This window comes from Pseudomonas sp. GW821-FHT03E01 (genome assembly GCF_059420765.1).
Genome location: NZ_JBWKUI010000001.1, coordinates 413,753 through 434,982 on the forward strand (window position 1 = coordinate 413,753; position 21,230 = coordinate 434,982).

14 protein-coding genes and 2 pseudogenes are annotated in these 21,230 nt (G+C 60.5%); 2 read left to right on the top strand and 14 right to left on the bottom strand.

Annotated elements, in window-relative coordinates; genetic code table 11:
- Positions 1 to 24: 24 nt before the first annotated feature.
- Positions 25 to 1,317 carry a 4-aminobutyrate--2-oxoglutarate transaminase gene (gabT, locus tag AC07VO_RS01940; protein ID WP_192350549.1) on the bottom strand — a complete coding sequence of 431 codons (1,293 nt, stop codon included), beginning with the start codon at positions 1,315 to 1,317 and terminating at the stop codon, positions 25 to 27.
- Positions 1,318 to 1,589: 272 nt separating this feature from the next.
- On the opposite strand from gabT, the gene AC07VO_RS01945 reads away from it, so the two are divergent.
- Entirely contained in the window at positions 1,590 to 2,516 is a 927-nt protein-coding gene (locus AC07VO_RS01945; RefSeq protein WP_192350551.1) for a 2-hydroxyacid dehydrogenase, read from the top strand.
- A 258-nt stretch (positions 2,517 to 2,774) separates the two neighbouring features.
- On the opposite strand, the gene AC07VO_RS01950 is transcribed toward AC07VO_RS01945, so the two are convergent.
- The 11 genes and pseudogenes from AC07VO_RS01950 to AC07VO_RS02000 all read right to left on the bottom strand — a co-directional run bounded on the left by AC07VO_RS01950 (position 2,775) and on the right by AC07VO_RS02000 (position 17,773).
- Positions 2,775 to 3,140, bottom strand: a complete 366-nt coding sequence (locus AC07VO_RS01950; RefSeq protein WP_138867576.1) for a hypothetical protein — start codon at positions 3,138 to 3,140, stop codon at positions 2,775 to 2,777.
- Between the two features lie 258 nt (positions 3,141 to 3,398).
- Complete coding sequence (locus AC07VO_RS01955; protein WP_192350553.1) at positions 3,399 to 5,252, bottom strand: polyurethane esterase; 1,854 nt, start codon at positions 5,250 to 5,252, stop codon at positions 3,399 to 3,401.
- A gap of 97 nt (positions 5,253 to 5,349) precedes the next feature.
- Positions 5,350 to 7,047, bottom strand: coding sequence for a polyurethane esterase (locus tag AC07VO_RS01960; RefSeq protein ID WP_192350555.1), 1,698 nt, complete (start codon positions 7,045 to 7,047; stop codon positions 5,350 to 5,352).
- Between the two features lie 23 nt (positions 7,048 to 7,070).
- Complete coding sequence (locus tag AC07VO_RS01965) at positions 7,071 to 10,118, bottom strand: autotransporter serine protease (protein ID WP_192350557.1); 3,048 nt, start codon at positions 10,116 to 10,118, stop codon at positions 7,071 to 7,073.
- 66 nt (positions 10,119 to 10,184) lie between these two features.
- Positions 10,185 to 10,445: pseudogene (locus tag AC07VO_RS01970) on the bottom strand (autotransporter domain-containing protein); the annotation flags it as partial.
- Positions 10,438 to 10,941, bottom strand: a pseudogene (locus AC07VO_RS01975) (S8 family serine peptidase); the annotation flags it as partial. The pseudogenes AC07VO_RS01975 and AC07VO_RS01970, both read right to left, overlap by 8 nt.
- Positions 10,942 to 11,121: 180 nt before the next feature.
- The gene (locus AC07VO_RS01980) at positions 11,122 to 12,486 is read right to left on the bottom strand and encodes a TolC family outer membrane protein (RefSeq protein ID WP_138867582.1); all 1,365 of its coding nucleotides are present in this window, start codon (positions 12,484 to 12,486) and stop codon (positions 11,122 to 11,124) included.
- A gap of 2 nt (positions 12,487 to 12,488) precedes the next feature.
- Positions 12,489 to 13,838, bottom strand: coding sequence for an HlyD family type I secretion periplasmic adaptor subunit (locus tag AC07VO_RS01985; RefSeq protein ID WP_064618013.1), 1,350 nt, complete (start codon positions 13,836 to 13,838; stop codon positions 12,489 to 12,491).
- Positions 13,835 to 15,622, bottom strand: coding sequence for a type I secretion system permease/ATPase (locus AC07VO_RS01990; RefSeq protein WP_192350561.1), 1,788 nt, complete (start codon positions 15,620 to 15,622; stop codon positions 13,835 to 13,837). The genes AC07VO_RS01985 and AC07VO_RS01990 overlap by 4 nt, the downstream gene beginning before the upstream one ends.
- Before the next feature lie 212 nt (positions 15,623 to 15,834).
- A complete protein-coding gene (locus AC07VO_RS01995; protein ID WP_018926003.1) occupies positions 15,835 to 16,257 on the bottom strand; it encodes an AprI/Inh family metalloprotease inhibitor in 423 nt (140 codons plus the stop codon).
- A 67-nt stretch (positions 16,258 to 16,324) separates the two neighbouring features.
- On the bottom strand, positions 16,325 to 17,773 hold the full coding sequence (locus tag AC07VO_RS02000; RefSeq protein WP_018926004.1) for a serralysin family metalloprotease: 1,449 nt from the start codon (positions 17,771 to 17,773) through the stop codon (positions 16,325 to 16,327).
- A gap of 514 nt (positions 17,774 to 18,287) precedes the next feature.
- Between AC07VO_RS02000 and ahr the strand changes: the two genes are divergently transcribed.
- Positions 18,288 to 19,319 (top strand): NADPH-dependent aldehyde reductase Ahr, encoded by a 1,032-nt coding sequence (gene ahr, locus AC07VO_RS02005; RefSeq protein ID WP_192350563.1) that lies wholly within the window; start codon positions 18,288 to 18,290, stop codon positions 19,317 to 19,319.
- Positions 19,320 to 19,589: 270 nt separating this feature from the next.
- On the opposite strand, the gene AC07VO_RS02010 is transcribed toward ahr, so the two are convergent.
- Complete coding sequence (locus AC07VO_RS02010) at positions 19,590 to 20,048, bottom strand: REP-associated tyrosine transposase (RefSeq protein ID WP_192350564.1); 459 nt, start codon at positions 20,046 to 20,048, stop codon at positions 19,590 to 19,592.
- Positions 20,049 to 20,137: 89 nt separating this feature from the next.
- Positions 20,138 to 21,223 (bottom strand): polyamine ABC transporter substrate-binding protein, encoded by a 1,086-nt coding sequence (locus AC07VO_RS02015; RefSeq protein ID WP_310392386.1) that lies wholly within the window; start codon positions 21,221 to 21,223, stop codon positions 20,138 to 20,140.
- Between the last annotated feature and the right edge of the window lie 7 nt (positions 21,224 to 21,230).

Here is a 21,230-nt window from a genome sequence, read left to right on the forward strand (position 1 = left end):
CAGCGCCCGTGAGCTGGCGTGAGCTCAGTTCAAGACTCGTGCCAGTGCCGCGTCGAGAATCTGCAACGCTTCATCGATCTGTGCTTCGCTGGTCACCAGTGGCGCGAGGAAGCGCAACACGTTGCGTTGCACGCCGCACTTGATTACCAACAGGCCACCGGCCCGGGCTTCATCGATCAGTCGTTGGTTGAGGTCGGCATCCGCGGTTCGTGCCTCGTCATCCTTGATCAGCTCGATCGCCAGCATGAAGCCGCTGCCGCGCACGTCGCCGATCCGCGGGTAACGGGCCTGCAAGCGCAACAGTCCCTGACGCAGACGCTCGCCCAACGCTTCGCCACGGGCCAGCAACTGCTCTTGCTCGTAGGCTTCGATCACCGCCAGCGCCGCCGCGCACGACAGCGCGTTGCCGCCGTAAGTACCGCCGAGGCCGCCTGGCAATGGCGCGTCCATGATCTCGGCTTTGCCGACCACACCGGACAGCGGCAAACCGCCGGCCAGGCTCTTGGCCACGGTGACCAGATCCGGCTGAATCCCGGCGTGCTGGAAACCGAACCATTTGCCGGTACGCCCGAAACCGGTCTGGATCTCATCGAGGATCAGCACGATGCCGTGCTTTTCAGTCAGCGCGCGCAGGGCCTGTAGAAACTCCGCCGGTGCCGCAAGGAAACCGCCATCGCCCTGCACCGGTTCGATGATGATCGCCGCGACCCGCTCAGGCGCCACTTGGGTCGCCAACAACTCGTCCAGTGCCTTGAGCGCCATGTCGCTGGTGACACCGCGATAGGCATTCGGATACGGGGTGTGGAAGACCTCCGGCGCGAACGGCCCGAAGTTCTGTTTATACGGCTGGCTCATGCCGGTCAGCGTGGTGCCGAGCAAGGTCCGGCCATGGAACCCACCACGAAAGGCGATCACCGCCGAGCGGTTGGTGTGGGCGCGGGCAATCTTCACCGCGTTTTCCACCGCTTCGGCGCCGGAGGTGAAGAACGCTGCTTTATAAGCGTCCTGGCCGCCGATCATTTCGCACAGGCGCTGGGCCAGGTCGAGATAGGGCTTGTAAGCCACCACCTGGAAGCAGGCGTGGGAGACTTTCTGCAACTGCGCCTGCACCGCCGCGACCACCTTCGGGTGATTGTGACCGATGTTAAGCACACCGATACCGCCGACAAAGTCCAGGTAGCGCTTGCCGTCCACGTCCCACAATTCTGAACCCTGGGCCCGATCGATCACCAACGGATGCGCGGTAACCAGGCCACGTGGCACGAATTGATCGCGCTGACGGAGCAAATGAGGGGTTTCGTCGACTTTGCTATTCATGGCATTTCCCATCGTGAGTCCGGCAACCGGGAAGTGGTTGCGATGGTGTTCAGGTTAAGGCTTGCGCGAAACGAACTACGCCGAACTTGCCCCCTGAGAAATTCGGATCGACTGTTTTCACCCCGCCAAACGGCAGATTCCTTCAGCCCGCCGAATCTGCCGATGCCGGGTCGATACAAGATCACACAACCCGTTAAAGCCGCTGCTTTCGACAGATCCTGCGCTGGTATTGCGCGATGATGGGCAGCCCCTTCACCTTTCAGGAAATGCCCATGGCCCTGCTGTATAAAGCTGACCCTGTGCGCGGCAAACAGTGGCAAGCGCTGTTTGCCGAACACGCCCCGGATATTGAATGGCGCGCCTGGCCGGACATCGGCGACCCGAAGGACATTCAATACCTGGCCGCGTGGCAGGCACCTGACGATCTCGACGTTGTGCTGCCGAATCTGCAAGTGCTGTTTGCCTTGTCCGCCGGCGTCGATCAACTCGACCTCGGTCGCTTGCCGGCGAGCTTGCCGGTGGTGCGTCTGCTGGATCCGGGCATCACCCGTGGCATGTGCGAATACGCGACTTTTGCCGTACTCAGCCTGCACCGCGACATGCTGCGCTACCGCCAGCAACAAATGGCCCGCTGCTGGCAGGCGCACTTGCTGCAACCGGCGGCCAAACGTCGGGTCGGGGTCATGGGGCTCGGTGCCCAGGCGCAGCAGATTCTGGCGACCTTGCAACCGCTGGGCTTTGCCTTGTCTGGCTGGGCGCGCAGTGCCCATCACATTCCGGGGGTCGATTGCTATGCCGGCAACGCGCAACTGTCGGCGTTCCTCAGCCAGTGCGACATTCTGTTGTGTGTGTTGCCGCTGACCGAACAGACCCAGGGCATTCTTGATCGCAACCTGTTTGAGCAACTGCCCAAGGGCGCGGCGCTGATCAACATGGGCCGTGGTGGGCATTTGATCGAAGAGGATCTGCTGGAAGCGCTGGGCAGCGGGCATTTGAGCGGCGCGGTACTTGATGTGCTGCAGCAGGAACCGGCACAGGAGGATCATCCGTTCTGGCACCACCCGCAGATTCTGCTGACACCGCACATCGCCGCGATCACCCAGCCGGAAAGCGCGTTCGGGGTGTTGCTGGAGAACATCCGCCGGCATCAACGGGGTGAGCCGATGCTCGGCAAGATCGATCGCGCGCAGGGTTATTGAACGCCGATGCAGTAACGGGCGCTCAGGGGCTAATGCCGGTCAGTTCAGCCGCAACGCACTCTTTGTGCGTTCGCCGTAGCAGCTGTCGAGCTTGCGAGGCTGCGTTCGGCTGCAGAGCAGTCGTAAAACCAGACATTGCGGTGCATCAGGCAGACCGCGTTAGCCGGATTCACGACTGCTTCGCAGCCGAACGCAGCCTCGCAAGCTCGACAGCTGCTACAGATCGCATTACGGCTTAATTGTCCGGCATTAATAGGTTTAGTGGGTGCCCGGAATGCTGTTATCGCAGGAAATGTATTGCCCGCCACGCCGAAGCAGTTGTTCCTGCATCCGCTGGCAGCGCTCCTGTTCCTGCTGCATCGAACGATCAATGCTGATGTTGCCGGTCTTCTCCGGTTGTTTGCCATCGCCCAGGCGCAACGTCACCCAGGGCTGTTCCGGCTGGAGCTGGAAGCGGCTTTTTTCTTCGATGGGCTTGGCGGTTTCGGTTGCTGGCGGTTTCGGCAGTTGATCGGAGGTGACCCCGTAACGGGTCAGAATCGAGCTCTGAGGCAGTTCTGCGGCGGCGGCTGCCGATAACAAGGCCAGCGCCAGACCGAAGGTGTACCTCTTGCTGTTACTCACGTTACTAAATCTCCTGTACTCAATGGCGGCATGCAGCACCGGCGTCATAAGGATAACGCGTGGATGGGCTGATGCTTTAGGGCCAGTTGCTGTTGAGGCAGGTATTCGAGTCCGGGAGTGGCCAGTGAGTCACGGGGACAGGCAGGATTACCGCGTTATCGTTCTTCGCGGGCAAGCCTCGCTCCTACAGGGGAAATGGATTCCAATGTAGGAGCGAAGCTTGCTCGCGAAGAGGCCCTTACCGGCGCCGCCTCACCCTCAGGCGATCACAATCGCGCTACTGGACAAACTGTCCAGCCCAACGCCTACCAGGGTCACCGAATCACTGCCAAACGTCAGCAGCGTATCCTGCCCCACCGCCGTGGCATGGGCGCGGAAGTCGTCGTTTGGCGCACCCCCCTGAACCCCGAGGAACACCAGTTTGTCGTTGGCCTGGTAGCCCACCACCCGGTCCTGGCCAAACGCGCCGCTGAACAGGAAAGTATCAATCCCGCCGCCCGACTCGATCAGGTCATTACCCGCCCCGCCGACAAACACATCGTTGCCGGCGCTGCCGATCAAGTGGTCATTGCCGTCCAGGCCAAACAACCAGTCGCCCGTTGCATGGGCCTTGAGGGTGTCGGTGCCGGTGGTGCCCTTCACGCTCGAGGCGTACTGGGTCAGGTTGCTGCCGACGGTGAGGCCATTGGCGGTGACGCTGTGGGTCACGTCATCCTTGAACAGGCCCCAGAGCAACCCCGGCTCCTTGGTGACGATGCTGCCGATGTCGCGGGTGATGCTGATGCCGCCATTGGCGTCGCGCACGTACAGGTTGCCGACACCGTCATTGGCGAAGACGAAGTTCTTCACCGACTGTTGCAGGTCCAGCACGTTGCTGCCCTTGCCGCCCAACAGGATGTTGTAGCCACCACTGTCGCGGAAGGTGTCGTTACCGTCGCGGCCTTCGATGTAGTCGTTGCCCTTGCCGCCCTGGATCAGGTCATTGCCGTCGCTGCCGATGATGAAGGTGCTGCCTTTGTGGGTTTCGGCGTGGCGGTTCAAGTCCTGGACCCAGGTGTTGGCTCGCGCCGGGTCCGAGAGGTTGGCGACGATGATCGTCGAGTCCTTGCTGGTCAGGTCGTAGAACTTGGACTCCAGCACCCGGGTCATGCCGTCGCCGTAACCGGTGGGCAAGTGTGAAATCCAGGTGGCGATGTTGGTGATGGAATACGGCAACACATTCCACGCCGTCGAGGCGTAATGGTCGTTGAAGCTGACGATGTTATCGGTCGCTGAATCCTTGGGAGCATCGTGCACGCCCACCGAAGCCAGGTTGAACGACGAGCCATCGAGCGCGCGGAACACCGGGTCGTTCTCATAACCGATGTTCAGCACTTTGTCGCTGCTGCTTTGGGTCGGTGAGGCGTAGGCGATGTAGTTGGAATCCTGATAGAATCCGGACCATTTTTCGCTGCTCAAGTCCGCCAGGCTGTTGACCGCCAACCCGCCGAGGCTGTGGCCGCTGACCAGCACGTCCTTGCCCGCAAGGCCATTGGCCTGGGCAAACGCCGCGACTTTGCCGAGCAAATTGCCGAAGGCTTCGCCCGCGTAGTTTTTCGCGTAATCCTTGGGGCCGAGCGCCGCCAGCAGATCGTTGATCACATCACCGATGGAATCGCCGATCTGGATTTCCCTTGGGCCGCTGGTGCCACGAAAGGCAATGCCGATTTCCGTGAGATGACCCTGGGCGTCGTACTTGCCGAGGATCTCCACTTGCGCGCTGGTGTAACCGGCCTTCTCGCCGAAGAAGGTTCCGCGAGCGTCGGTCTTGCCGCCATAGCCCAGTTGCGTGGCCGTGATCGGGGTCCAGCCGGCCTTTTGCACGGCGTCGAGCGCGGCCTTTTCCGAATCTGGGTTCCAGGGAATGCCGGGAATCACGCCCTGGGAGTCGGTGCCGCCGATCAGCGCGGTCACGAGGGTGGCCGGCAAGCCCAGGCCGAAACCGTTTTGCTGGTAACCGGTGGCGAAACCGTTGTCGAGGTTGTGATAGGAATACAGCGTGATCGCCATGGCGTCGCTGAACAACGCCTTGGAGTCTGCTGCGTCGAAGTTCTTGTAGTCATACACACCCATTGGTATTGCCTCTCTCTTTGTTGGAATTGTCAGAGATAGCTCACAGCCAGGACGCCTCGATCACGAGGCGCCCCGGAGCCTCTAGTGCATGCCGCCTTTACGCAAACGTAATTCCCGAAGCCGACAGGTTATCCAGTCCCACCCCCACCAGCGTCACGGCGTAATCGCCAATCTTCAGCACCGTGTCGTTGCCGGCCTGTGAAGCGTGCTGGGTGTAGTCATAGCCCTGCCCCGCGCCCTGGACGCCCATGAACACCAGTTTGTCGCTGCCCTGGTAGCCATTGATCGCGTCGAAACCGAAGGCGCCGCTGAACAAAAAGGTGTTGCCGCCGCCCGAGGCATGCATCACGTCATTGCCCGTGCCGCCGACGAAGGTCACATGGCTTTTATCGCTGCGCAGCAGGTCGTCGCCGGCATTGCCGAACAGCCAGTCACCGTCGACGCTGGCCACCAGCGTGTTGCTGAAGGCATCGCCGTTGAGCGAATGGTTGTAGTGGGTCAGTTCCGTGCCATTGAGCAAGCCATTGGCGGTGACGTTGTAGGTCACCTCCTTGCTGCCCCACCACGAGCCCGATTCCTTGCTCACCAGCGCGCCGATGTCGCGGGTCATGCTGATGCCGCCGTAGGCGTCGCGCACATACAGGGTGCCGTCGCCGTCATGGGCAAAGCTGAAGTTCTGCAACGGCTTCTGCAGCTCGAAGGTGTTGCTGCCCTTGCCGCCCAGCAGCAGGTTGTAGCCGCCGTCATCGCGGAACCGGTCGTTACCGTCTCGACCTTCGATGAAGTCATTGCCGGCGCCGCCCTTGAGCCAGTCATTACTGTCGGTGCCGATGATGAACGTGCTGCCGGTGTGGGGCTCGCCGCTGCGGCCCAGGTCCTCGACCCAGGTGGTGCCTCGGGACGACTCCGACAGGTTGGACACGATCAGCGTCGAGTCCTTGTCGGTGAGGTCGTAGAAGCGCGAGTCGATCACCCGGTTCAAGCCGTCGGCATAGCCCAACGAGCCATGGGCCGACCAGTTCAGCGGGTTGAGGATGCTGAACGGCACCAGGTTCTGCGCGGTGGACGCGTACTGGTCATTGAAGTTGACGATGTTGTTGGTCGCCGAATCCTGATGACCGTCGTGCTTGCCCAGCGAGCCACTGCTGAAAGTGGTGCCGTCGAGCACGCGAAACACCGGGTCGTTCTCGTAACCGATGTTCAGCACGTTGTTGCCGGTGGCGCTTTGGGTCGGCGAGGCAAAGGCGATGTAGTTGGCGTCCTTGAAGAAACCACCCCAGTTATTGCCGCTCAACTCCGCTAGGCTGTTGACCCCCAGCCCACCGAGACTGTGCCCGCTGACCAGCACGTCCGTTGCGCTCAGGCCGTGGGCGATGGCAAACGCGGCGACGCTTTTGAGCAAGGTATCGAAGGCGTTTTTCGCGTAGTTGCTCGCGTAATCCGCCGGTCCGACCGCGGCCAGCAGGTTGTTTTTCATGTCGCCGAAGGTGTCGCTGTAACCCAGGCCGCCAGTGCCACGGAACGCAATGCCGAGGCCGATCAGCTGCCCTGCCCCGTCGTATTTACCGAGGATTTCGGCTTCGGCGCTGGTGAAACCGTCCTTCTCGCCATAGAAGGTGCCTTGAGGCCCCACCTTGCCCTGATAGCCCAGGGCTGCCGCGCCAATCGGCGCCCAAGCGGTCGCTGGCAGTGGCTGGCCGGTGGGCGTGTACGCGTAGAGCGTCAGCGCGATCGCGTCGGAGTACAACGCCTTGCCGGCCGCACTGCCAGCATTTTTGTAATCAAACAGTCCCATGTTGTGACTTCCTTTGCGTCAAATCAGAACTGCCAGTCCAGGGTCAGGCCCACACCGTGGTCTTTTTCCCGGGAGCCGAGCAGCCCGTTGTAATCCAGGTTCAAACGGGTATCGCGGCCCAGCGCCAGTCCGGCACGGGCGCCGACCACCGCGGCATCGCGGTCCATGGACACGCTTTGCACGCTGAACGCGGTGTTGCCGTTGACGAAGGCCAGGTGGTCTTCGGAACGGGTGCTGCTCAGGTTGTGCTGCCAGCCGAGCGTGCCGGACAGTTCCAACTGATGCTGGTCGGACAGCGCAATGGCTTTGCTCGCCCGCAGACCGAGGGTCGAGAGCACCGCATCGCGGTTGTTTTCACCGCCCTTGAGTGCGGCGGCATCACCTTTTTCGCTGAAGCTGTCGCTGTTCAAATGCACGTAGGCCAGGTTGGCGAACGGCTCCAGTGCCAGCGGTTGCAGGTCCAGGCGATAGGCCGCTTCGGTGAACAGTTGTGCGGTGGTCGCATCGCGTTTGGATTTCTGCTTGCCGCTGACGTCACCGAATTGCAGGTCGCGTTTGACGTCGATGCGATGCCAGCTGTAAGCGCCGCCGACACTCAGGCGCAGCGCGTCGATCTCATGGCCCAGGTAGGCGCCCAAGTGATAGCTGTCGACCGAAGCTGAAGAGTGCGTGCCATCGCCCATGCTCAATGAGCTGTCGCTGTAACCAGTGACGAAACCCAAGCGCGTATGTTCAGTGATCAAGCCATCGACACCGGCCAGCAGCCCGCCGATGGAGCTGTTGGAACTGGCGTTGTCATGCCCGCCATCGCTCTTGCCCCAGGCGCCGAGCACTTTGAGCCAGGCATTGCTGCGGTCATCGGTCGGTGCGCCGGCGTCGAACAGATCATGCTCGCGCAAACGTTCGCCGACGGCATCGCGCAGGTAGTGGCTGTCGTTGATCAGCAGCGTGCCGATCGCCGGATGAATCTCGCCAGACAGCTGCTGGAACGCCTGTTGCGCGACAGCGGCGGTCGGCGACAGCAGCAGGGTTTCGTACAGCGGATTGCCTGCGCCCAGTTGCTCGGCGGCAGCGGCCACGGCGCGTTGGTTCGGGGTTTGGCCAACGCTGGTGAAGGACGTCGCGTTACGCTCGACGGCCAGTTGAATGCCGTTGGCCGCGTAGTCGAGGGTGCCACCGATAAACAGGTAATCCGGCAGCACTGCTCCGAAGCGCCCTTCGATTCCGCCGGCCGCTTGCAGGATGTTGTACTGATTGCCGAGCAGGGTTTTCGCCTCGCCGGTGGTCAGCAGCGTCGGGCTGTTTTCCAGCGACAGGCTGACCGTTGCGCCGTCAATGATCGCCTTGCCGCCGGCGATGATCCGGTCGCTGCTGGTGGGCGACAGTTCTACGGCGTAGGTCGAACCAGGTTCGAAGGTCACGTCGCCCGCCACCTGCAAGGTGCCGATGGAATTGCCGGGGGCTACAGTACCGCCGCTTTTCGCGGTCAGTGCCGCGATGCTGCCGTTACCGCCAAGGATGCCGCTGTTGTTGACGGTGACGGCCGACAGCAGCGAACCGTTGATCGCCAATCGGCCCTGATTGACCAGGGTCGGGCCGGTGTAGGTGTTGGCGCCGGTCAGCACCAGCGTGCCGATGCCCTGCTTGGTCAGGCCGCCATGGCCGGAAATGTCGTTACGCCAATAGTCGAGCCCGCAATGCACGTCATTGCACACACGCTCGGTGGGTTTGCCAGCGTCGATGATCGCGCCGATACCCGGCAAGTCCGCGACAAACTGGCTGGAGCCGTAGGCGCCGTTGATGCGGAACTCCTCGGGAATGTCCTGCTCGGTGACGAACATCGCCGGGCCATCGATGCCTTTGCGCAGGTTGATCATGCCCCAGCCGTACAGTGCGTCGACGCCGGGTGCGCCGAGGTCGGTGGCGGTGGTGCGCAGCACGCTGGCAACTTGCGCGCCGGTCATGTACGGGAAGCGTTCCATCAACACTGCCACCGAGCCGGCAACGTGCGGCGCCGCCATCGAGGTGCCGTTGTAGTTGGCGTAGCCGGTGGTCAGGTTATCGGCATTGGTGCCACTGATGATCGAGCTATAGATGCGGCTGCCCGGTGCCGACACGCAGAAACTCGCGGTGTAGCCGCAGCGCGACGAGAAGGTGCTGATGGTGTAGAGGTCGGGGCTGTTGATGTCCGGGTTCTTCTGCAACGCGGCGACGGTCATCCAGTTCGGCGCGATCTGGGGGACGAAGTAACCGAGGCCGGCGATAGCGTCCGGGTTGTTGAGGTTGTAATCGTTGCCGGCGGCGAAGATCGTGACGATGCCGCTGCGGGCCGCCGCAATGGCGCCGTCGTAGGCACCGCCGGGTTTGGTCCCGAGCAAGGTCTGGATTTCGTTGAATTGCAGCTGCGCGTCCTGCACGGTGAAGTGCGGGTATGCCGGGTCCCGGCCTCCGAGGTCGAAGCGGTCGGTGATGCCGATGCCCCAGCTGTTGTTGATGATCCGCGCGCCGCTGGCGATCAGGGCGTCCCAGCCGGCCTTGTACACCGCGCCGTCGTTGCCACGGATGATGCCGTCTTCCGGGCCTGGGTCGCCGTTGTCAGCGCTGATGATTTGCGCGCCAAAGGCGACGCCGTGCATCGGTCCGCCATCGCGACTGCCCGCGGCGATCCCGCCAACGTGGGTGCCGTGGGCGCCGAGTTTGCCGTTGGAACCTACTGAAGGCGAACCGTCATAGAGAAAGGCGTCCCCGGCTTTGACCGGAATGTACGGATCGGTGTACTCGCGGATGCCGCTGGTGACCAGGGTTATTACCTTGTTGGCCCCGGAAAACTCCGGGTGCAAGGCGTAGACCGGCTGGTCGAAGATCCCCAGTTTCACCCCTTTGCCGGTGTAACCGGCCGCATAGGCATCCTGAGCGTTGATCGCCCCCAGCCCCCAGTCGGCGTTGAACTCCGCGCTGCGCCAACTGTTCGGGTCACCGCCCCTGCCGTTTTCCACGTAGGGTGCCGCGTGTGCGGTGCCCAGGGTTGCCAGTGCACAGAGCAAGGCAAGTTTGTTGTACTTGTTATCCATCAAGCTACCGTCCTTAGTTGTGTTGCAAAGATCCTTGGGCCTTCAAAGGCGTGTCTTGTCCTGCTACTAAAACTGCCAATTGAGACTCAGCCCTACTCCATGGCTCTTCTCGCGGCTGGCCAGTTGGCCGGTGTAATCGAGGTTCAACCGAATATCCCGACTCAAGACCAGGCTGGCATGGGCGCCCACCAGCGCCGCATCACGAACCAGCGGCGAGCTCTGCACCGCGAACGGTGCGCCACCGCTGGCAAACGCCAGGTGTTCTTCGGAATCGGTGTTGCTCAGGTTGTGCTGCCAACCGAGGCTGCCGCTCAGGTCCAGCTGTGAAGTAGCGCGGGTCGGGGTTGGGACCGAACAGGAAACTGTCGTTCTTGTTGGTGTTGCCGACGTAGATTTGTGCGTTGTACGCCACGCCGTGCATGCCGCTGCCATCCCGGGAAGCGCCCATGGTGCCGATGACGTGGGTGCCGTGGGAGTCGTTGTTGGCGTTGAGCGTGCCGTCGACGTTGAACGCCGAGCCATCGACATAGCTGCCGCTGGCCGTCACGGCGTGATAACGGTCGGCGGCGAATTCGGGATGGCTGGAATCGAAACCGGAATCCAGCGCGCCGATTTTCACGCCTTTGCCGGTGATGTCGGCGGCATAGGCTTGATCGGCCTGCATCCGCCCCAGGCCCCAATCGCGCTGGAACTCCGCCGAACGCCAACTGGCCGGGTCACCGAGGGTGCCGGTTTCCAGGTACTGCGCCAGGGCCGAACCCGGCGCTGATGAAATCAAGAGCAGCAGCGTGCCGACCGACATCGGCTTGATCTGTACGTCCATGTGCATGAAATCTCGCTTTCTTGGCGTTTTTAGAGTTCTAGGCCCCGGTCCCAGGGGCGACGTGTTGCTGTGATTCTGTGGCGAGGGAGCTTGCTCCCGTTCGGTTGCGCAGCAACCGCCATTGGGTCTGCTTCGCAGCCCAGCGGGAGCAAGCTCCCTCGCCACACTGTTTTCTAACGGCTACTGTGCCCTCGCGCCCTGGCCGAACGCCTCATCCACCTTGGCCAAGTCCTGTTCGTTCAAGGTGCCGGCGTAGTAATGCAATTTGGTCCAGGCCATCAGATAGTCGTAGCGTGCCTGTGCCAGATCCCGGCGGGTGGTGAATAGTTGTTGTTCGGCATTCAATGCGTCGAGGTTGACCCGTTCACCACCCAGAATGCTTTGTTTGGTCGAGACCACCAGCGCTTCGGCCGAGGTCAGGGCCTTCTGATAAGCGCGCAGCTTGTTGACCCCCGACAGGCAGGCGCTGAACTGGCGGCGCAGCTGGATCAAGGTTTCCCGGGTCTTGCCGTCCAGCTCGTACTCAGCCTGTTCCATGTTGCGGCTGGCCTGCCGGGTCGAGGCCGAGACGCCACCACCGGCGTACAGCGGCATATTGACTTCAATACCGATGGTGTTGGTGTCGTAGCGCTGGTTGTAGGTGTTGCCGCTTTCCGATTCGTTCTGGCGCATCGAGGCGTAGGCGCTGACTTTCGGCAGGTGCCCGGCGCGGTTGCGTTCGACTTCATAGCGCGCCACTTCCACCGCCTGGCGCTGGGAAGCCAGGTTCGGGTTATTGGCCACCGCCATCTCGTGCCAGGTGTCGTAGTTGGCCGGTTGCAGGGTGAAGGTCTGGAAGTTCTGATCCAGTGGCGTCAGGTCGCCAATGTCGATGGCGGCTACACCCACCAGGGCGCCCAGTTCCCGCAGAGCCGCATCCTGTTCGTCCCGCGCCTCGATTTCCTCGGCGGTCGCCAGCTCGTAACGTGACTCGGCTTCGAGGATGTCGGTGCGCGTGCCTTCCCCTTGGCGGAACATCTGCTCGTTCTGCTGGAACTGCTCCTCGAAGGCTTTTTTCTTCGCGCGCGCGATGTCGATCTGGTCCTGGGCGAACAGCGCCTTGGTGTAATTCTCCAGCACGCGAACCAGCAGTTCCTGGCTCTTGCCACGGAAGTTTTCATCGGCGAACAGCGATTGCGCCACGCCTTTGCGATACGCAGCGTAAGCCTCGTAATCGAGCAACGGCTGTTGCAGGGTCAGGGTCGAGCCGTAACTGCTGTAGTTGCGATCTTCACTCTGGCTGTTACCGCGGGCATTCAGATTGGTGGCCTTGGAGGAGTTACGCCCCTTGTTGTAGTTGTAACCCAGCCTCGGCAACAGCCCGGCGCGGCCGATGTCGCGGTTTTCGAGGCCGGCATCGCGCTCCTTGATGGCACCGAGGAACACCGGATCATTGCGTAACGCTTGCTCGTAGATGTCGAACGGCCCCATGGCCATTGCGCTGTTGCACGTCAGCAACGCCAGGGTCGCTGCGAGCAGGGAAAGCTTATTCATACAACCGAACATCCTTATTCCTCGGTCAACGCGGAGCCTGCCCGGTCGAGCAGCGGTTTGAACAGATAGTTGAGGAGTGAACGTTCACCGGTGCGCACGAACATTTCTGCCGGCATGCCAGGCTTGATCACCAGGCCGTTGAGTTTTTCCATCGCCTGATCGCTGACGCTGCTGCGCAGCACGTAATACGGCGCACCGGTTTTCTCATCGACCATCTGGTCGGCGGAGATCAGGCTGACTTCGCCCGGCACTCGCGGGGTGCGACTCTGGTTGAACGCGGTGAACAGAATGTCCACCGGCAAGTGCGTGCCGACCTTGTCGATCAAGTTGATCGGCAAGTGCCCCTCCACTTCCAGGCTGGTGCCTTGCGGGACAATCTCCAGCAGGTTTTCGCCCTGGCGTACTACCGCGCCTTCGGTATGAACCCCAAGGTTGACCGCAATGCCATCGGCGGTGGCGACGATTTCGCTGTGTTGCAGGTCGAAGCCGGCGGAAGTCAGCTGCTCTTCCAGGGTCACGCTTTTGAGCTGCGCGTCGGCCAGTTGGCTGCGGACTTCCTTCTGGTATTCCTCACTGTGCTGTTGCAGCTTCAGTCGGGACTCGAGGATGCCCTGCTCCACCCGGCCGCTTTCGCCGGTGTTCTCTGCCAGTTGTTGCTGCACTTGCGACAGCTGACGCTGGTACTCCATCAAGCGGTTGCGCGGGATGTAGCCGTTGTCTGCCAAGGGCTGCAGATTGCTCAACTGTTGTTGCAGGGAACTGGCCTGGGCTGTCAGGTCCGTGCGCGCGCGGCGCATGCCGGCCAGTTGCGCGCTGGCGCCTTCGATGTTCGCGCGCAAAGCGCCTTGCTCACGGGAAAACGCTTCGCGGCGGCTGCTGAACAATTGCCGTTGGCCTTCAAGCACCAGCGCCAGGCGCGGATCGGGATCGTTGCTCAGTTCAGCGGGGAAATTCACCTGCTTGAGGTTGTCCCGTTCACTCTGCCAGCGCGCCAGGCTGGCCCACGCCATGCGGTATTGCGCTTGCAGCGATTGCACGTCGGCCGCGACCTGGGTCTGGTCGAGGCGGAACAGCGGCTGGCCTTGTTTCACCACTTGGCCTTCACGCACCAGAATCTGGCTGATCACGCCATTGCTCATCGATTGCACGGCCTTGCGCTTGCCCGAGACCACCACGGTGCCCTGCACCGGGATGCCTTGATCGAGTGGCGCGAGGCTCGCCCAAGTGAAAAAACTGCCGGCGCCGACAATCGCCAGAATCCAACCCATGCGGGCGAAGAAACGGGCATCGCGCTCAGGGCGTTCGGCAATGTAATCGTGTTCCATCGTCGCTTCGCTGTCGTGGTTCATGCGTGTGCTGCTCATACACCCGAATTCCTGGTCGTGGGCTGATACTGCCGGCTCATGCTGAGCCCGCCCGGTGCCTGCGCGGCTTTTTCACGTGATTGTTCCTGGGTAGCCGACGGGTTGCCGGCAAGCGCCTTGAGCACGTCCTGGCTTGGGCCGAAGGCTTGCAAGCGACCTTCGTTGAGCACCAGCAACTTGTCGGCCTGGGCCAGGGCCGAAGAACGATGGGTGACCAGAATCACGCTGGTGCCCCGGGCCTTCATGTGTGCGATGGCGCCGGCCAGTGCCGCTTCGCCGACGGTATCGAGGTTGGAGTTCGGTTCATCCAGTACCACCAGGCTCGGATGACCGTACAACGCACGAGCCAGGGCCACCCGTTGCTTCTGGCCACCGGATAAACCGCTGCCGTCTTCGCCGAGCACGGTGTCGTAGCCCTGGGGCATGCGCAGAATCAATTCATGGACGCCAGCCTGTTGCGCGGCTTCGACGACTTTTTGCGGGTCTGCCTCACGGAATCGGGCGATGTTTTCGGCGATGCTGCCGCTGAACAATTCGATGTCCTGAGGCAGATAGCCGATGTAAGGGCCGAGGTCGTCGCGGTTCCAGCGATGAATGTCCGCGCCATCGAGGCGCACCGTGCCGCCCAGCGTCGGCCAGACGCCGACCAGCACCCGTGCCAGGGTCGACTTACCGGAGCCGGAAGCCCCGAGCACGCCCAGCACTTCGCCGGCGCTGAGGTTGAAATTGACCATGTGCAAGGTCGCTGCCCGCTGCCCCGGCGGGCCGGCGCTGACTTGCTCGAACGTGATCTGGCCTTTCGGCGCCGGCAGCGCCATGGCCTCGTCACTCGCAGGAAAGGCTTGCAGCAAGGCGTCGAGGCGGCGGTACGCGAGTTTGGCGCCGCTCCACTGTTTCCACACGGCAATCAACTGATCGATAGGGCTCAGCACCCGGCCCATCAAAATGGAGCCGGCGATCATCATCCCGGCGGTCATGTCGCCCTTGATCACCAGCAAGGCGCCCAACCCCAAGACCAGGGATTGCAGGCACAGGCGCAGGGTTTTGCTCAAGGAACTGATGACCGCGCCGGTATCGCTGGCCTGATTCTGCAGGCCGAGAAAACGCGAGTGCACCCCGAACCAGCGCTTGCGCAATGCACCAAGCATGCCCATGGCTTGAATGGTTTCGGCGTTATGCAGATGACTGGTGGCCAGTTGGCTGGATTTCTGGGAAAACCCTGCCGCTTCGCCCAAAGGCTTTTTGGTCATGGCCTCGTTGAGGCAGGCCAGCCCGATCAGCAGCACCGCCCCTGCGGTGGCCAATACGCCGAGCCAGACGTTAAACAGGAAAATCACAAACAGATAGACCGGAAACCATGGCGCATCGAAGAAGGCAAACAGCGCCGGACCGGTGACAAACTGGCGAATATGGGTCAAGTCGCCCAGGGATTGCCCGGCGTTGCCCTCACCCTTGAACAGGTTGCGCTCGAAAGCAGCCTGATACACCCGCAGGTTGAAACGGCGCTCCAGTTGGCTGCCGATACGGATGACGATGAAACTGCGCACAGTCTCCAGCAACCCGATGAAGGCGAAGAACCCGACCACCATCAGCGACAACATCGCCAGTGTGGTTTCGTTTTGCGACGACAGCACCCGGTCATAAACCTGGAGCATATAAATCGACGGGACCAACATCAGAACGTTGATCAATGCGGTAAAGCAGCCGACGCTGATCAAGATGCTCTTATAGTCGCCCAGTGCCTTGAATAACGGTGCGGTGGCCGGGCTCTTCGCCATCTTCATTGGTTTTTCCTGAGGTATTAAACCTCGCCTCACTTGGCAAGGTTCCAATTAACTGTCCGCACACGGGTCGAGACATTCTTTTGCCGGTTATTGCTGACAGATTAATAACAACTCTTTGTGGACTTTAAAGAGTCTTGGTTATTGATCTGCTGCTTATAACTGCAACAACGGTCTTTATATTCAGTACCTGTCGTCGGTCCGACGCCTTTCGCTTATTGCGCTGCGCGCGTGAGCGTAATAATCAGCCCCGACTTCAAGGTGCTTTTATAAAGCCCCTCATGCTGTCGGCTGAAAAACACAATTCTTGAGCCTTCTTCCCCGGTCACGGCAATGCCGTCCGGCTCCGGGAACCAGCCCATCGCCGATTTGTTCAGCCAGGCACTGAAGCAATCGGCCCCCTCACCCAGGGTCTGGTCCGATTTAAGCTCTATCGTGCAGACATTCGACGGTTTGTCCTGCAGCGCCTGGGACTCGGGCGAGTCTTGCGCGGTATTCAAAATGGCTTGCCATTTGCCGGCGAGCTCCGACGGATCGGCTAATTTCAGACTGCTTGCCATGGCTACTTCTCCAAGAAACATCATCAGCGTCGCTAACAGCCACGCGGTTGTTTTGCAGGTAAAAGCGTTCTGGGTCATAGGGCGTTTTACTCTGGATCGGGGCAGAGAACGACGCGTAAAGCGCCGCCCTCCTTTATGCCTTGAATCAGGCCACGATGTCCGAGAACGCCGCCTGGCCAACGGTGCTGACCAGGAAATCAGCCACGCCGTGCCCGGAGAAGTCCACCGACAACAGGCTGTTGCCGCCCGAAGTGGTCAACACTGCATCGCCTGCCGCACCGGTGAACGAGTTCACGAAATGCAGGCCCGCGCCTTTGGTGATGCCGGTCAGGTCGATCTTGTCCAGGCCGCTGACAAAATCGAGGATCTGGTCGACCGCGCCTGGCTTGGAGTCGCTGCTGGCCGCGAACACGAAGGTGTCCGAACCCGAGCCGCCCCACAGTTTGTCTGCACCGCCCGCGCCGAAGAGGATGTCGTTGCCGGCACCGCCCTTCAGTTCGTTGGACACACTGTTACCGATCAACAGGTCGCTACCCGAGCCGCCAATCGCGTTCTCGATCGTGACGCCTTTGGCGATGGACACGTTGCCCACCAGGCCGCCAACGTCGGAGAACGAGGCTTCATTGAGGTTGATCTTCTGGTTCTGGGTAAAGCCGGAGAAATCCAGGGTGTCCTTGCCGCCCGCATCCCACACCGAAAACACGACTTTGTCCGACGAGGAAGATGCGCTCAAGAAGTCGCGACCGGCGTTGGAGTTGAAGCCGTAGGTGGTGTCACCGGTACGGGTGGTGGTGTTGGCACCGTAGAGCTTCTGGATGGCCGCGATATCGTCCATCAGCGGGCCGGAAGAATACGCTTCCACACCGCCCTTGCTGAAGTTTTGATCGGTATTGCTTTCACTCCAGTAACTCATGACGCTGTAACCGCGGGTGTCTTGCCCGTAAGTCGCGTCATTGTAGGTCGGTGCACCTTCACCGGCGTTGTAATCGCCAGGGTGGGCCAGCCCCAGAGTATGACCGATTTCGTGGGTCAGGGTCTGACGGCCGTAGTTGTTCAGGTCCGGCGTCTTGTTCGGCGTATAGCTGCTGTTGGTCAGGTACCACGAAGTGCCGTCATAACCGGCGCCCGTGCCAGGCAGATAAGCGAATGCCGCTGCGCCATCCTGACCACCGCTGTAGTTGCCGAAGGTCATGTGACCGTCACCACCGGAGGACTTCTCGGTGAAGGTGACGTTGGCCACGTCGGCCCAGGATTGCATGGCGAGCACGGCCTGGGCTTTCTGTTGCGTATTGAACTGGCTGAACCCGGTAATGCCGTGCTTGTTCATGGTGCTCGACGAGGCCGAGGTCAGGAACGTGTAGGTAAGTTCGATTTTGCCACTGCCGTCCTTGTCCTGGTAGGCAGCGCCGTCACGCAGCAGCTGGGTAGCGGCCTGGTCGACGGAGAAGGAGGGTTTGCCATTGACCGTGAGATTGCCACCCCGATCATACTGATGGCTGAAACTATCGATCTGGTTGTAGGCAGAACTGGCGGCAGCCAATGGTGCAAAGGCCTGTTCGGCAAGATCAATAGCGTTGTCTTTTACTTTCGACATAAACACACTTCCTTGTTTAGCAATGGAACAGTTTTTGTCCGATACGACAATCTCTGGCGAGATCGTCCTATCACTCGCCCAATGAAGGCATATGAAAACTGACACAATTCGAAATCAAACGTCTACATTTTTTTTGACGTCAAATTGAACTGTTTCATAGAACTCCAGCAAACATTGCTTGTGCTGTCGAAAGATTATTCTTAGTACAGGGTTTCAGCCGGATTGTCCGACAATTTCATATTTAAATATTAAATATTGGTAAGTTGTTTTTTTGTTGATTGGCTCTCTTTTTTTGGACTTATTAGTATCAGTGCCAGTGTATTGACATCAATCAAATTAAACGTCCAGTTAGTTGCCGCAGTGGACAACGACAGGGCTCCGACGACCCGTTAATCCCGGCACCGCCCTCAGACCATGCTCGTGATTGCGGCCTGCTAGACTGATTACGCTCTGGCTTGCCAGGCCACCGCATCCGAACGGCCAAAGTCCCTGTCTCCTGATCTGGAGGTATCCCATGAGCAACAGTACCGAACTCACAACTTTTACCGGCTGGGCCGCAACATCGGCAGGCGCGCCGCTGGAGCGCTATAGCTACGACCCCGGTCCATTGGGCGCCGAGGAGGTGGAAGTCGCCGTGGAGTATTGCGGCGTCTGTCACTCCGACCAGTCGATGATCGATAACGAATGGGGCCTGAGCCACTACCCGTTTATCCCTGGCCACGAAGTAGTCGGCAGTATCGTGCGAGTGGGCGCACAGGTACGCGGTCTCGAAGTGGGGCAACGGGTGGGCATTGGTTGGTACAAGGGCAGTTGCATGCATTGCTCCTCGTGCATCGGAGGCTCCCACAATCTGTGCAGCACAGTCCAACCCACCATCGTTGGCAGCAATGGAGGCTTCGCCGATCGCCTGCGTTCGCACTGGGCCTGGGCGCTTGCGATACCGGACGGACTTGACCCGGCCATGGCCGGACCGCTGTTCTGCGCAGGCTCGACGGTGTTCAACCCGCTCGTGGAATTCGACGTCAAGCCCACTGACCGGGTCGGTGTCGTGGGAATCGGCGGCCTCGGTCATCTGGCACTGCGCTTTCTCAACGCCTGGGGCTGCGAGGTCACGGCCTTTACCTCGTCGTTGAGCAAGCAGGACGAAGCCAGGCGCCTGGGCGCGCACAACGTGCTCGCCTCTACCGACAGCAACGCGCTGAAATCCATTGCCGGCACCCTGGATTTTCTCCTGGTCACCGCCAACGCCGACCTCGACTGGCCGGCCATGCTCGGCACGCTGCGCGGCAAGGGTCGCCTGCACTTTGTCGGCGTCGTGCCTGGCGCTATTCCAGTGCACGTATTCAACCTGCTGCCCCAACAAAAGAGTGTGTCCGCCTCGCCGGTTGGCTCGCCCAGTACCACGGCAACCATGCTTGAGTTCTGCGCCCGGCATCAGATCTTGCCGCAGGTCGAACACTTTCCCATGAGCCGGATCAACGACGCCATTGATCACCTACGCAGTGGCAAGGCGCGTTACCGCGTCGTGCTGGACGCCAGCAAATGACAGACTGGCGCGTCGGGTAATACCGCACGCGCCTTTTGCCATCGCTACGTAAGGCGATCCTGGAAGCAAGCGATGTTGACCTGGTCGCTTCTGGGTGCCCCAGTTGCCCCCGGACACCTGTTCGTTTCCAAAAGAGGTACCAACCCTATGAAGGACACGACTGCTGCGCAGCCGAACGCAGCCTTCGGCAGCTGCTACGGGTCCGCGCACGCCACGGCTTTTGTAGCAGCTGGCGCAGCCTGCGTTCGGCTGCGCAGCAGTCGTAAATCATCACAGCCAACACGCATCCCACAGCGGATAATCATGAACACGTATCACCAGTCCCGCCCGAACAGGATTGGCAACGACATATCGGGCAAGACCTTTCACGTCCTCCTCTTTCCGAACCGCTCGATCGTGATAGCCCTTCTGCCACAAACGCCCGCTTCGCCCTAGCGCCTGATTAACGGCCAGACTACTTCGGGACTTGATTCGACACATCAGCTCGGCCAGTGTTTTATCCCGAAGTTCTACCAAACAGTGCATATGATCTGGCATCACCACCCACGTCAAAAACTCTACCCAATGCTCCTCCTGAGCCTGATGTAATTGTTGGGCAACCAGCCTACCTAAGCGCCAATCGGTAAAAATTGGCTGCCGATCGTGAACCACAGCTGTTAACAAGTAGATGCGCCCAGGCTCCGAGTACCGCCCAATGCGTAGATGACCAGCTTTCGAACAAACAGGCATTCCATTGCCTCCCACTTACTGAAAGAGACATGGAATCTAACTCATTGCAGTCAACCCAACCGTAGCCATTGGCCACAAAAGATGACCGATCAGCTACCGGTCCTGATCTTGTTCCACACCCGCGTCCGCACCCGGTCGATGTTCAACGGCATCGCCTCAAGGGCAAACAATTTGCCCATCATTTCCGGGCTCGGATACACCTTGGTGTCGTTCTTGATCGCCGGATCGATCAGGCGGTCGGCCTGTTCGTTGCCGTTGGCGTAGTGCACGTAGTTGCTGATGCCGGCCATGACGTCGGGACGCAGCAGGTAGTTCATGAACGCGTAACCGGCTTTCTCGTCCGGGGCGTCGGCGGGCATGGCGACCATGTCGAACCAGATGGCCGCGCCTTCCTTGGGAATCGAATAGCCGATGTCCACGCCGTTCCCGGCTTCCTTGACGCGGTTTTCCGCCTGGAGAATGTCGCCAGAGAAGCCGACGGCCACGCAGATATCGCCGTTGGCCAGGTCGCTGGTGTATTTGGACGAGTGGAAATAGCTGACATAGGGCCGGACTTTCATCAGCAGCGCTTCGGCCTTTTTATAGTCTTCGGGGTTCTTGCTGTGATGCGGCAGCCCCAGGTAATTCAACGCCGCCGGCAACAGTTCGGGCCCGTTGTCGAGGATCGCCACGCCGCACTTTTGCAGTTTTGCCATGTTCTCGGGTTTGAAGATCAGGTCCCAGGAATCCACCGGCGCGTTGTCGCCCAGCACCGCCTTGACCTTGGCCACGTTGTAGCCGATGCCGGTGCTGCCCCATAAATACGGGAAGCCATGCTCGTTGCCCGGGTCGTTGGCTTGTAACGTCTTGAGCAACACCGGATTGAGGTTTTTCCAGTTCGGCAGCTGGCTCTTGTCGAGTTTCTTCAGGGCCCCGCCCTCAATCTGTCGGGCCATGAAGTGGTTGGACGGGAATACCACGTCATACCCGGATGTGCCGGTCATCAATTTGCCATCCAGGGTTTCGTTGCTGTCGAAGACGTCGTAACTGAAGGCGATACCGGTTTCTTTCTGGAAGTTTTTTGTGGTGTCCGGGGCGATGTAGTCCGACCAGTTGTAGATTTTCACGGTCTCGGCGGCCTGACTGAGGGTCGCGACGAGCGCAAGTGGAGCAAGCGTCAGTGTCTTTCGGATCATGGGTCGA

Excerpts from the sequence above, each read along its gene's own strand:
- gabT (WP_192350549.1), bottom strand. The coding sequence starts at position 1,317 with ATGAATAGCAAAGTCGACGAAACCCCTCATTTGCTCCGTCAGCGCGAT.
- AC07VO_RS01945 (WP_192350551.1), top strand. The coding sequence starts at position 1,590 with ATGGCCCTGCTGTATAAAGCTGACCCTGTGCGCGGCAAACAGTGGCAA.
- AC07VO_RS01955 (WP_192350553.1), bottom strand. The coding sequence starts at position 5,252 with ATGGGTGTGTATGACTACAAGAACTTCGACGCAGCAGACTCCAAGGCG.
- AC07VO_RS01960 (WP_192350555.1), bottom strand. The coding sequence starts at position 7,047 with ATGGGACTGTTTGATTACAAAAATGCTGGCAGTGCGGCCGGCAAGGCG.
- AC07VO_RS01965 (WP_192350557.1), bottom strand. The coding sequence starts at position 10,118 with ATGGATAACAAGTACAACAAACTTGCCTTGCTCTGTGCACTGGCAACC.
- AC07VO_RS01980 (WP_138867582.1), bottom strand. The coding sequence starts at position 12,486 with ATGTTCGGTTGTATGAATAAGCTTTCCCTGCTCGCAGCGACCCTGGCG.
- AC07VO_RS01985 (WP_064618013.1), bottom strand. The coding sequence starts at position 13,838 with ATGAGCAGCACACGCATGAACCACGACAGCGAAGCGACGATGGAACAC.
- AC07VO_RS01990 (WP_192350561.1), bottom strand. The coding sequence starts at position 15,622 with ATGAAGATGGCGAAGAGCCCGGCCACCGCACCGTTATTCAAGGCACTG.
- AC07VO_RS01995 (WP_018926003.1), bottom strand. The coding sequence starts at position 16,257 with ATGACCCAGAACGCTTTTACCTGCAAAACAACCGCGTGGCTGTTAGCG.
- AC07VO_RS02000 (WP_018926004.1), bottom strand. The coding sequence starts at position 17,773 with ATGTCGAAAGTAAAAGACAACGCTATTGATCTTGCCGAACAGGCCTTT.
- ahr (WP_192350563.1), top strand. The coding sequence starts at position 18,288 with ATGAGCAACAGTACCGAACTCACAACTTTTACCGGCTGGGCCGCAACA.
- AC07VO_RS02010 (WP_192350564.1), bottom strand. The coding sequence starts at position 20,048 with ATGCCTGTTTGTTCGAAAGCTGGTCATCTACGCATTGGGCGGTACTCG.
- AC07VO_RS02015 (WP_310392386.1), bottom strand. The coding sequence starts at position 21,223 with ATGATCCGAAAGACACTGACGCTTGCTCCACTTGCGCTCGTCGCGACC.